Source organism: Bacillus sp. M5A3_1b, assembly GCF_053345335.1.
This window is the reverse complement of the sequence record NZ_JBKEZY010000001.1, coordinates 436,128-447,933: the sequence shown is the minus strand read 5'-3', so window position 1 is coordinate 447,933 and position 11,806 is coordinate 436,128. Positions and strand designations below refer to the sequence as shown.

Genomic DNA, 11,806 nt, shown 5'->3' with positions numbered 1-11,806 from the left:
ATTTAGTAGTTTCTGAATATGCTATGTTTGTTTCATAGTAAGGTGCATATATAAAAAGACCTTTACTCAAAACGAGTAAAGGTCTGAATTCGCAGTTAAAAGAGTCCACAACAAAGACTGTTAATAAACATAGATAAAAACAGTTTTTGTGCATGACAAAAATAGATGCACCTCTCCCTCGTTGAGTTTTAGCACTGTATAGCATAGGTACTGAAACCAGCTACGTTAAGAAAGGCCTTCATTCCGACCTTTCCTGTTGACCCATTGGCGTCTCTCGACATTTTTGGGCAGCAGCGTTTCTCTATACAGGAGCCTCACCTAACAGAGACCATATTCAATTACAATTTGAATGTTAGCACTGTAAATTTATAGTGTCAATATCTTTTTTTTGAAAAATCAAATAGGTTTATGATGGCTATATAGTAGGAAATAAGAGGAGTTTTGTTGAAATAAGGATGGAAAATAAATACTGTAATGAATATAAATAAAAAGCACTGATTACAGTGCTTTTTATTTATAGATTATGAGATTGTAGCATTTTCAAAAATAACAATTTCTGAACTGTTTGTTGTTGAAACACGTTGTGCGTAATATGTTAAAGCTGAAGAAATATATGTTGGTAATGAATCATTTGTATGTGTTGTTGTATATTCATGGATTAATTCTTTCAAAGTCGTCCATTCTAATTGTGCTGGGTGATCAGAAACGAAAGAACTTACCCAGCGATCAAATGAAGATGAAAAATCAGTTTGTAAACGAAATGCTTCTTTCATAATAAAACGCTCCCTTAAAATGTAGTATAATCATTTTAACATAAAACACGAACGATTACTAAGTTTTTTGAGTATAATGTTCGTGATATATAGTTGTCTAGATGATTGGTTATGTAAATTCGATTTGCCATTTGAAATAACATTCCGTAAGATGAAAGGTAGATTATATAAAGAGCTGGAGGAAAGAAAGTGGAATTTGTATTTTTAGGAACTGGTGCAGGTGTTCCTTCGAAAGGAAGGAACGTTTCGGCAATTGCTTTGCAATTGTTAGAAGAACGAGGACAGACTTGGTTATTTGATTGTGGCGAGGCGACGCAACATCAAATATTACATACATCAGTACGCCCACGCCGCATTGAAAAAATATTTATTACGCATTTACATGGTGATCATATTTTTGGCTTGCCTGGTTTATTAGGAAGCCGTTCATTTCAAGGAGGGAATACACCTTTAACAGTGTATGGACCAAAAGGAATTAAACAATTTATTGAAGTGGCATTATCAGTAAGTACGACACATGTAAAATATCCACTTGAAATTGTGGAGATAACAGAAGAAGGTACTGTATTTGAAGATAATGAATTTCACGTGGAAACGAAAAGATTGTCACACGGTATTGAATGTTTTGGGTATCGTATTGTAGAGAAAGATATACAAGGTGCTCTTTTAGTCGATAAATTGCTGGAGATGGGTGTGAAACCGGGCCCGCTCTTTAAACGTTTAAAAGATGGAGAAGTAGTTGAATTAGAAAATGGTACGATATTAAATGGAAAAGACTTTATTGGTCCACCTCAAAAGGGAAGAATTATTACCATTTTAGGCGATACAAGATATTGTGAAGCGAGTAGAGAGCTGGCACAAGACGCTGACGTACTTGTTCATGAAGCAACTTTTGCAGCAGAAGATGAACAACAAGCGTATGATTATTTTCATTCCACATCTAAGCAAGCTGCGAGTATTGCACTTCAGGCAAATGCAAAACGATTAATATTGACTCATATTAGTTCTCGTTATCAAGGGGATACATATAAGGAATTATGGAAAGAGGCAAGAGAGCTATTTTCTAATACAGAAATAGCTACGGACTTGAAAATTTTTCCGGTAGAAAGATAATAATGGTGTGAAAAAATGGTGACGAAAGGTTGCCATTTTTTTATTTCTAAAAAAAATTAAAATAAAACTGTTATCATTTTATGTTTATATTGGATGGAACAGAAAGTTTTAATGATGTGAAGAAATAGGATAAAAATGCATAGTACCGATTGTTTAGAAAAACTGTTATATAAGTCAGACGACATACGAGTGGTACAAATAGCAAAAACAGATCGTTATTCAGAACTTTTAAAATTCATTAAAAGTAAGCGTTTTATTAAAAACGAGCTATAATGAGGGCAGATCAAAATTTATTGTAGGCTACATGCATTTTAGCTATTTGTCGTAATAAGTGAAGTTGACTAAATCGTGAGAGAGCAACATGGAATTTATAATAGGAAAGATATTACTATTATTTGTACTAAGTCTTTTTTCATTTTTTAGCTTTAAAGCACTAAAAGGTATGAAAGCAATGGGAGTTTCACTTGTTTATCCGACAGTAACGGGCAGTAAAACTCCCACCTCAAAATTCGGCTGGGGCAAAGAAGTTAGGTGGGAGTCGGGCTGTCCGTAAACGTCCGATTGGTGAGGGCTGATAATCAGTGGGGGATGAACAAAACCCCCACTGATTATAGGTTCACTTTATGCTATGCTTGTAAGGGGTTCTGTGTTAAACTTTGGATTGCTACAAGACTTTATTGTGGATTAGCTTATATGATTAGTAAATGAAGATAATGCTAAGTTTCTTATTTATTATGATAATTGGTATTATTTCAGGATATATTGTTTCACTGTTATTCAAAAACTATCCAATTCGTATAGCGGAACAAATTCGTCGTACAACTGGAAAAGCAACCGATTCGGTAGCTTAATAGAATAGTAAAATTTTTTTCATAGAGGTTTAGGGGGAGTTATGATGAAGTATCGCTCAGTATTTGATATTATTGGTCCAGTTATGATTGGTCCATCAAGTTCACATACAGCAGGCGCAGCAAGAATGGGGCAAGTTGCTCGCCAGCTGTTTCGTCATGAACCAGAAAGAGTAAGCATTTCATTATATGGATCATTTGCAAAGACGTATCGTGGGCATGGTACAGATGTAGCGTTAATAGGTGGGATATTAGGGTTTGAAACAGATGACTTACGTATTCCAGAAGCGCTAGACATAGCAAAAGAGCGCAAAATCGAAGTAGAATTTATTGAAGAAGATGCAAATGCACCTCACCCAAATACAGCGAGAATTCGTTTGTATAAAGGTGAAGAAGAAATTGAAGTTGTTGCTTGCTCAATTGGTGGCGGTAAAATTGAAGTTGTAGAATTAAACGGATTCGATCTTCAATTAACAGGCACGAGTCCAGCACTACTTATTGTAAATAACGATCGCTTCGGTGCTATTGCAGCAGTAGCTTCAATCCTTGCGAAACATGAAATTAACATTAGTACAATGAGTGTTTCTCGTAAAGAAAAAGGAAGAAGAGCGCTTATGGTTATCGAAACAGATGAATTATTAGCAGATGAAGTGATTGAAGAAATAAACGCGCAACAAAATATTTGTCAAGTAACTATTATGGAATAATTGCAGGGGGGACACACCATGTTTCGGAACGCAGCGGAACTAGTGGCGCAAGCTAAAGAACAAAATGTAAAAATCGCAGAAATTATGATTCAATGTGAAATGAAAACAAGAAGTATTTCACGTGAAGAAGTAATTGCTGGTATGGAAAAGAACTTAGTCGTGATGGAGCAAGCAGTAGAACGTGGTATTCGCGGAGTGAAATCACCAACTGGTTTAACTGGCGGAGATGCTGTAAAAGTTCAGGCGTATATGAATAGCGGAAAAGGCTTATCTGGAGATACGATTTTGGACGCGGTGAGTAAAGCTGTTGCAACAAATGAAGTAAACGCAGCGATGGGAATTATTTGTGCAACACCAACAGCAGGGTCTGCTGGAACAGTGCCAGGTGTACTGTTTGCACTGCAAGAAAAATTACAGCCGACACGCGAAGAGATGATCGAATTTTTATTTACAGCAGGAGCTTTCGGTATGGTTGTTGCGAATAATGCTTGTATTTCCGGCGCGGCAGGAGGTTGCCAAGCTGAAGTAGGTTCAGCAAGTGGAATGGCAGCAGCAGCAGCAGTTGAGATGGCTGGTGGAACACAAGATCAAGCAGCTACAGCGATGGCGATTTCATTAAAGAATATGCTTGGTTTAGTATGTGATCCTGTTGCAGGGCTTGTAGAAGTACCTTGTGTAAAACGTAATGCAGCAGGAGCTGCGAATGCGATGATTTCAGCTGATTTAGCATTAGCTGGCGTAACGAGTACAATTCCATGTGATGAAGTGATTGAGGCGATGTTTAGAATCGGACAAACGATGCCAGTAGCACTTCGTGAAACAGCTGAAGGTGGACTTGCAGCAACACCAACTGGTCGCCGTCTGCAAGAAGAGATTTTTGGGAAGACTAATAACTAAACAATATATGTTAATAAAAAAATGGAGCTCAAGTAAGATTGAGCTCCATTTTTATTTTTCTTTTGTTAGTTGTTCTAATGTTTTCCCAAGATTATGTGATCGTTGCGCTGCCTGTGTAATACAAGAAATAAGTGCTTGTTGAAATTTATGTTCTTGTAATACTTCAATGCCTGCTTCGGTCGTTCCGCCAGGAGAAGTAATTTCCTTTCGCAAAACAGAAGGGTGTTTTTCACTTGCTTTTAGCATTTCAGCAGCACCAATCATCGTCTGAAGAATAAGTGACTTTGCAACATCTTCTTTTAAACCAATTGTTTTTGCGGCTTCTTCCATCGCTTCCACTACGTAATAAATATAAGCAGGCCCACTTCCAGATAATGCAGTGACAGCATGCATATCTTCTTCCTCTACAACAGAGACGAGACCGATCGTTTCAAATAAAGCTATGGCAGTCTGAATATGTTCCGCTGTTGCATGTTTTGAAGGCGAGATAGCAGTAGCTGATTTTAAAATAGCTGCAGATGTATTTGGCATCGCACGAATAATCGGAACATCTTTTTGAAGTAGGTTTCTAATCGATTGAGTAGAAACACCTGCTAATAAGGAAATAATAAGCAAGTTATTATGTATATCTTCTTTAAAAGGAGTAAGCGCTTCTGCAACATCCTTTGGTTTCATTGCTAGAAAAAGAATAGTTGTATCAGTAAGTAGCTCTTTTTTATTATGCGTACCTTTTACGCCATATTTTTTATGTAGCTCCTGCAATCTTGTCTCGTTAGAACGATTACTTACGGTAATTTGTTCGCCTTTCACAACATTTGCATGTAACAAGCCACCAATAATCGCTTCAGCAATAGAGCCTGCACCGAGAAAGGAAATGTTTTGAATAGACATGATGTTCCCCCTTTAAATTTGGTTAGAAATTCTTATAAATGTACATACATTCGTTTTTTTACAGGCAACACCTCTTTTTATCTGAAAATAATGACAAATATATATAGAAGTTGTAAACTGAAGAAGTATTCATTTTTGAACCGGAAAGAGACAGGGGGGGCTAAGCATGACGGCGATTCACCGAATGGAGATTCCTGTGCCATTTGCAGTTGAAACTGTGAATGTGTTTTTAGTTGAGGGAGAGACATTAACATTAATTGATACAGGGACGAATACAGAAGAAGCAAGAAGTGCTTTAGAAAGGCAATTAGGTACATTAGGATATGCGATAGAAGATATTAAAACAGTAGTCATTACGCATCATCATGCGGATCATTGTGGGCTTTTAAATATATTTTCTGAGAAAACGAACATTATTGGACATCCTTGGAATGAGCCTTGGATCACGCAAAATCCAGAATTTTTAAAGCGGTATCATGAGTTTTTTAGAGAGACAGCTTTGCAATTTGGTGTTCCAGCGGCATTTTTAAAAGACGAGGCGTTATTGACGACGAAGACACTTAAATATTCTTGTAATAGATCGTTAACGCATACTGTGAGAGAGGGAGATCGTATTGATTCTTTACCTGGGTTTACAGTAATCGAAACACCAGGTCATGCTTCCACTCATATTTCATTATATAGAGAATCTGATGGAATATTAATTGGCGGGGATGCTCTCATTAGCCATATTTCTTCGAATCCCATATTAGAACCACCATATGAAGGACAAACAGAAAGGGCGCGCCCGTTATTACAATATAATCAAACATTAAAGCGTTTAAGTGAAATGAATATTTCGCGCATTTTATCAGGACATGGAGAAGATGTTCTAAATGTGAAACAACTTATTGAAACGAGATTACAAAAGCAAGAAACACGTGCGTTTAAAGTGCTTGAGTTATTAAAGGAAAAACCAATGACAGCATTTGAAGTATGTGTAAAACTATTTCCGGTATTATATAAGGAGCAATTGCCACTTACTATTTCAGAAACTGTTGGACAATTGGACTTTTTAGCATATAATCAACAAGTGATGATTGATGAATCTTCGCAACAATTGATTTATTATGCAAAGTAGGTGACAGCAATGACGGGACGTTTACAAAATAAAGTAATCGTCATTACAGGTGCTTCTAGTGGAATTGGAGAGCAAGTTGCAATGCAAGTTGCAGAGCAGGGGGCGACTCCAGTATTAATGGCTAGAACAGAAGAGAAATTAAAAGCGTTAGCAGAGAAAATTAAAGAAACTTATAATACGCCTTGCTATTATTATGTATTAGATGTAAGTGAAGAGATGGAAGTACAATCTGTTTTTTCAAAGGTATTACAAGAAGTGGGACGTATTGATATATTAGTAAACAATGCGGGATTTGGTATTTTTAAAACATTTGAAGATGCGTCAATGGATGAAGTGAAAGATATGTTCCAAGTAAATGTATTTGGATTAGTAGCTTGTACGAAAGCGGTACTACCCTATATGGTGAAAAGGAACGAAGGACATATTATTAATATTGCTTCACTTGCTGGGAAAATTGCAACTCCAAAATCGAGTGCGTATGCAGCGACGAAACATGCAGTATTAGGATTTACGAATAGTTTACGCATGGAGTTGTCTAGTACAAATATTTTCGTAACAGCGATTAATCCAGGTCCGATAGATACAAACTTTTTTGAAATAGCGGATCAATCCGGTACATATGTGAAAAATATGGGACGGTACATGTTAAAACCAACATATGTAGCAGAGCAGATCGTAAAATCGATGCAAACGAAAAAGCGTGAAGTAAACTTACCGAAGTGGATGGGCATTGGTCCGAAACTTTATGCACTATTCCCTGGTTTATTTGAGCGTGTTGCAGGTAAATCATTAAATAAAAAATAGGAGATTTCCATATGGAAATCTCCTATTTTTTATTTTCCAGTCACATAATCGTAAACGATATCCTCAACTGCCTCGTATACATCAATTTCAGTATTTGAATGAATTATCGTTTGAATATGTTTAATTAGCATTTCCTGATCCTCATTTGACATAGGATTACATTGATATTGTTGAAAACTTTTTATGATCATTTTCTCAATTAATTTTTCATTCATGTTTTTCCCTGCCTGTATGTACGTATGTATTGTTTTATTGTACTTGAAGTGAAATGAAAAAACTACTATACATTGTTTTTGTATAAAAATCCGGTTGGGTATATTATTTTTCTAGTAAAATTAAGTTTTTTAAGTTTGCAAAATTTATAAATATTTAATTGACTCTATAAATATACAATATTATAATCATACTTAATTTAAAGAATCGATATGAGGAGGAGCATATGAAAGTCGCGATTATTGGAGCAACTGGGTATGGAGGTATTGAGTTAATTCGGTTATTAGAGCAACATCCATATTTTTCGATAGCATCTCTTCATTCTTTTTCGCAAGTTGGCGAGTCTATAACAAATGTATATCCGCATTTTCAAAATGTTCTTGTTCATACGTTACAAGAAATTAATGCGGAGGAAATAAAGAAGAAAGCGGAAATTGTATTTTTAGCAACCCCAGCAGGAGTATCAGCAGAGTTAACTCCAAAATTATTAGCAGTAGGTTTAAAAGTAATTGACCTATCTGGAGACTTTCGTATGAAAGATCCTTTCATATATGAACAGTGGTATAAAAGGGCAGCTGCAAAAGAAGAAGTTCTTAGTGAAGCTGTATATGGGTTAAGTGAATGGAAAAGGTCCGAGATTCAAAATACAAATTTAATTGCAAACCCAGGATGTTTTGCTACAGCCGCATTATTAGCGATATTGCCGTTAGTGCGTAGCGGCATGGTTGAAGAAGATTCCATTATTATTGATGCGAAATCAGGAGTATCTGGAGCTGGCAAAACGCCAACAACAATGACTCACTTTCCTGAGTTATACGATAACTTGCACATTTATAAAGTAAATGAGCATCAACACGTTCCTGAGATTGAGCAAATGCTTGCAGAGTGGAATAGGAATACGAAGCCAATCACGTTTAGTACACATTTAATACCGATATCACGGGGGATTATGGTTACCCTTTATGCGAAAGTAAAACGAGAAATGGAAATAGAACAACTTCAAAAATTATATGAAGAAACGTATGAACAATCGGCTTTTATTCGAATTCGCATGCAAGGAGAGTTTCCAAGTCCGAAAGAAGTGAGGGGCTCAAATTATTGTGATATGGGGGTAGCTTACGATGAAAGAACAGGAAGAGTGACAGTCGTTTCTGTTATAGACAATATGATGAAAGGTGCGGCTGGGCAAGCGATTCAAAATGCAAACATAGTTGCGGGACTAGAAGAAACAACAGGCTTACAACATATGCCGCTTTATCTATAAGGGGGACATGATGATTAAAGTAGAGCCTATAACAAAATTGGAAAATGGTTCAATTGTAACGCCAAAAGGCTTTTTGGCAATCGGTACTGCAAATGGTTTAAAAAAAGAACAAAGAGATTTAGGTGTGATCATTTGTGAAGTACCAGCATCATGTGCCGCTGTCTATACAACGAATCAAATACAAGCAGCCCCGCTGCAAGTAACGAAAGACAGTATAGCAGCTGAGGGGAAATTACAAGCGATTATCGTCAATAGTGGAAATGCAAATGCTTGTACAGGAATGAAAGGCTTACAAGATGCCTACGAGATGCGTGCATTAGGGGCGGAACATTTTGGAGTGAAAGAAAATTACGTTGCAGTAGCTTCAACAGGTGTAATTGGTGTTCCTTTACCGATGGATATAATCCGAAAGGGAGTTGTAAATCTTATCCCGACGAAGGAAGTAAGTGAAGCTCATTCTTTTTCTGAAGCGATTTTAACGACGGATCTTATAACGAAAGAAACGTGCTATGAGATGATGATTGATGGGAAGAAAGTGGTGCTTGCTGGTGTTGCTAAAGGTTCAGGGATGATTCATCCGAATATGGCAACGATGCTGAGTTTTATTACGACAGACGCTCATATAGAGCATGATGTATTGCAAATAGCATTATCACAAATAACGAATCATACATTTAATCAAATTACGGTGGATGGAGATACTTCTACGAATGATATGGTCATCGTTATGGCAAGTGGATTATCAGAAACGAAACCAATCAATACGGAACATGCAGATTGGGAAACTTTCGTATTTGCTTTACAGAAGGTATGTGAAGATTTAGCAAAAAAAATTGCACAAGATGGTGAAGGTGCTACGAAGTTAATAGAAGTAAATGTGCTAGGAGCTCGAACGAATGAAGAGGCAAAGAAAATTGCAAAGCAAATAGTCGGTTCGAGTCTTGTGAAAACAGCAATACATGGTGAAGACCCAAATTGGGGGCGAATTATTAGCAGTATGGGACAAAGTGAAGTAGCGATTAATCCAAATACAATTGATATTACTCTTCAATCTATCGCTGTGTTAAAAAATAGTGAACCTCAAATGTTTTCTGAAGAGGAAATGAAAAAGAAATTAAAAGAACATGAAATTATGATTGATGTGAATTTACATTTAGGAGAAGAAACCGGATCAGCTTGGGGCTGTGACTTAAGCTATGAATATGTGAAAATAAACGCTTGTTATCGTACATAAGGAGAGGGAAGATGAGCGATTATATTGTAGTGAAATGCGGCGGTAGTATGTTGGATCAATTAAATGATGTGTTTTTTGATTGTATAAAGAAATTGCAACAGAAGTATAAAGTAGTGATTGTCCATGGTGGCGGCCCAGAAATTGATGCGCAATTAAAAGATTGTAACATCAAAGTAGAAAAAAGAGATGGGTTACGAGTAACACCAAAAGAAGTTATGGATATTGTTCAAATGGTGCTATGCGGAAGTACGAATAAAAAATTTGTAATGAAGTTGCAAAGGCATAATTTACTTGCGGTAGGTTGTTCAGGGTGTGACGGCAATTTACTTCAAGTTCAACCTGTCAGTGAAGAAATAGGATATGTGGGAGAAGTAAGTTATGTCGAAACAGCCTTACTAAAAGGATTGATAAATTTGAATTATATTCCTGTCATTGCTCCAATCGGGATAAATGATAATGAGATTTATAACATAAATGCGGATACCGCTGCAGCTGGAATTGCGTCTGCGTTATCCGCAAAAGAACTCATTTTTATTACGGATGTAGATGGGATATTACATGAAGGAAAATTAGTAAAGAAAACGGATGAATTTGAAATTATTACTTTAATAGAAAAAGGAGTTATTACAGGCGGGATGATTCCGAAAGTACAGGCGGCACTAGCGTCATTAAAAATGGGAGTGCAAAAGATAAGTATTGTGAACGGTACAAAAGATTTTGCTGAAGTTACGGGAGAGTGTATCGGAACGACGGTAACGAAAGGGGGAAGTATCGTATGACAAGTCATCTTTTTCAAACATATGGGAGAAGAAACATTGAGTTTGTAAAGGGAAGTGGAACGAAAGTTATTGATAAAAATGGTAAGCAATATTTAGATTTTACATCAGGAATTGGCGTATGTAATTTAGGGCATTGTCACCCTACTGTTATGAAAGCTGTACAAGAGCAACTTCATGATATATGGCATATATCTAACCTGTTTACAAACAGCTTACAAGAAGAAGTAGCGTCATTATTAACAGAAAATACAGCGTTAGATTCTGTTTTTTTCTGTAATAGCGGGGCAGAGGCGAATGAAGCTGCTTTGAAGTTAGCCCGTAAGCATACTGGAAAATCTCTCGTCGTAACATGTGAGCAGTCTTTTCACGGTAGAACATTCGCAACGATGAGTGCGACGGGGCAAGATAAAGTGAAAGAAGGATTTGGTTCGCTCCTTCCGTCTTTTTTACATATCCCTTTTAACGATATAAAGGCGTTAGAGAAAGTAATGAATGAAGAAGTTGCGGCAGTAATGGTAGAAGTTGTTCAAGGAGAGGGAGGAGTCATACCTGCTGATCTATCTTTTTTGAAAGCGATTGAAACAGTATGTAATAAGTTCGGTTCTTTATTTATTATAGACGAAGTACAAACAGGGATCGGAAGAACAGGGACACTATTCGCTTACGAACAAATGGGAATAGATCCTCATATCGTTACTACCGCTAAGGCTCTTGGAAATGGCATTCCTGTTGGAGCGATGATTGGCCGAAAAGAACTTGGAACATCGTTTACTGCAGGATCACACGGTTCAACTTTCGGCGGGAATTATATTGCGATGGCTGCAGCGAAAAAAGTATTGCAAGTAAGTAAGAAACCATCGTTTTTAAAAGAAGTACAGGAAAAGGGCGAGTACGTATTAGAGAAATTGCAAGAGGAATTACAACATGTCGAATGTATTCAAAATATTCGTGGTAAGGGGCTTATGATTGGAATTGAGTGTAAGCATGAAGTTGCAAGTTTTATAGAACAACTAGAAGAAGAGGGACTTCTCGTATTACAAGCAGGGCCTAATGTTATAAGACTGTTACCACCACTTATTGTGACGAATGAAGAGTTAGAACAGGCAGTATATATGATAAAAAAAGTAATTTGTACAAAAAACGTATCAATCATATAAGGGGGA

Annotated in this window: 14 protein-coding genes and 1 riboswitch; of the genes, 11 read left to right on the top strand and 3 right to left on the bottom strand. The window is 36.7% G+C overall.

What is annotated here, in order from left to right; genetic code table 11:
• Window positions 1-165: 165 nt before the first annotated feature.
• Window positions 166-333, bottom strand: a riboswitch (M-box (ykoK) riboswitch).
• A 188-nt stretch (window positions 334-521) separates the two neighbouring features.
• Window positions 522-773 (bottom strand): DUF3932 family protein, encoded by a 252-nt coding sequence (locus ACLBWW_RS02305; RefSeq protein ID WP_000656495.1) that lies wholly within the window; start codon window positions 771-773, stop codon window positions 522-524.
• Window positions 774-962: 189 nt separating this feature from the next.
• Between ACLBWW_RS02305 and rnz the strand changes: the two genes are divergently transcribed.
• The 5 genes from rnz (at window position 963) to sdaAA (ending at window position 4,338) form a co-directional block, all read left to right on the top strand.
• Window positions 963-1,886, top strand: a complete 924-nt coding sequence (rnz, locus tag ACLBWW_RS02300) for a ribonuclease Z (RefSeq protein WP_048546350.1) — start codon at window positions 963-965, stop codon at window positions 1,884-1,886.
• A 361-nt stretch (window positions 1,887-2,247) separates the two neighbouring features.
• Complete coding sequence (locus ACLBWW_RS02295) at window positions 2,248-2,439, top strand: hypothetical protein (RefSeq protein ID WP_048546347.1); 192 nt, start codon at window positions 2,248-2,250, stop codon at window positions 2,437-2,439.
• Window positions 2,440-2,590: 151 nt separating this feature from the next.
• Entirely contained in the window at window positions 2,591-2,737 is a 147-nt protein-coding gene (locus ACLBWW_RS02290; RefSeq protein WP_194145321.1) for a hypothetical protein, read from the top strand.
• A gap of 44 nt (window positions 2,738-2,781) precedes the next feature.
• Window positions 2,782-3,441: an L-serine ammonia-lyase, iron-sulfur-dependent subunit beta gene (gene sdaAB / locus ACLBWW_RS02285; RefSeq protein ID WP_000877441.1), complete on the top strand. Its 660-nt coding sequence runs from the start codon at window positions 2,782-2,784 to the stop codon at window positions 3,439-3,441.
• A gap of 18 nt (window positions 3,442-3,459) precedes the next feature.
• Window positions 3,460-4,338 (top strand): L-serine ammonia-lyase, iron-sulfur-dependent, subunit alpha, encoded by an 879-nt coding sequence (gene sdaAA / locus ACLBWW_RS02280; RefSeq protein ID WP_000489470.1) that lies wholly within the window; start codon window positions 3,460-3,462, stop codon window positions 4,336-4,338.
• Between the two features lie 51 nt (window positions 4,339-4,389).
• Here the strand turns inward: sdaAA and proI are convergent, their stop codons facing one another.
• The gene (gene proI, locus ACLBWW_RS02275; protein WP_048546345.1) at window positions 4,390-5,229 is read right to left on the bottom strand and encodes a pyrroline-5-carboxylate reductase ProI; all 840 of its coding nucleotides are present in this window, start codon (window positions 5,227-5,229) and stop codon (window positions 4,390-4,392) included.
• A gap of 166 nt (window positions 5,230-5,395) precedes the next feature.
• On the opposite strand from proI, the gene ACLBWW_RS02270 reads away from it, so the two are divergent.
• Both ACLBWW_RS02270 and ACLBWW_RS02265 read left to right on the top strand, forming a co-directional pair.
• Window positions 5,396-6,349, top strand: a complete 954-nt coding sequence (locus tag ACLBWW_RS02270; RefSeq protein ID WP_000125142.1) for an MBL fold metallo-hydrolase — start codon at window positions 5,396-5,398, stop codon at window positions 6,347-6,349.
• A 9-nt stretch (window positions 6,350-6,358) separates the two neighbouring features.
• Entirely contained in the window at window positions 6,359-7,153 is a 795-nt protein-coding gene (locus ACLBWW_RS02265) for an SDR family oxidoreductase (protein ID WP_048546343.1), read from the top strand.
• A 29-nt stretch (window positions 7,154-7,182) separates the two neighbouring features.
• Here ACLBWW_RS02265 and ACLBWW_RS02260 read toward each other — a convergent pair whose 3' ends face one another.
• Entirely contained in the window at window positions 7,183-7,368 is a 186-nt protein-coding gene (locus ACLBWW_RS02260; RefSeq protein ID WP_001003210.1) for a YqzH family protein, read from the bottom strand.
• Window positions 7,369-7,592: 224 nt separating this feature from the next.
• Between ACLBWW_RS02260 and argC the strand changes: the two genes are divergently transcribed.
• The 4 genes from argC to ACLBWW_RS02240 are packed head-to-tail and all read left to right on the top strand — an operon-like array spanning window position 7,593 to window position 11,800.
• Window positions 7,593-8,630, top strand: a complete 1,038-nt coding sequence (argC, locus tag ACLBWW_RS02255; protein WP_048546340.1) for an N-acetyl-gamma-glutamyl-phosphate reductase — start codon at window positions 7,593-7,595, stop codon at window positions 8,628-8,630.
• Window positions 8,631-8,640: 10 nt separating this feature from the next.
• Window positions 8,641-9,864: a bifunctional glutamate N-acetyltransferase/amino-acid acetyltransferase ArgJ gene (gene argJ / locus ACLBWW_RS02250; RefSeq protein ID WP_447613897.1), complete on the top strand. Its 1,224-nt coding sequence runs from the start codon at window positions 8,641-8,643 to the stop codon at window positions 9,862-9,864.
• 11 nt (window positions 9,865-9,875) lie between these two features.
• Window positions 9,876-10,643, top strand: coding sequence for an acetylglutamate kinase (argB, locus tag ACLBWW_RS02245; protein ID WP_098221258.1), 768 nt, complete (start codon window positions 9,876-9,878; stop codon window positions 10,641-10,643).
• Window positions 10,640-11,800, top strand: coding sequence for an acetylornithine transaminase (locus ACLBWW_RS02240; protein WP_048546334.1), 1,161 nt, complete (start codon window positions 10,640-10,642; stop codon window positions 11,798-11,800). Before argB ends, ACLBWW_RS02240 begins: the two co-directional genes overlap by 4 nt.
• The last annotated feature ends 6 nt before the right edge of the window (window positions 11,801-11,806 follow it).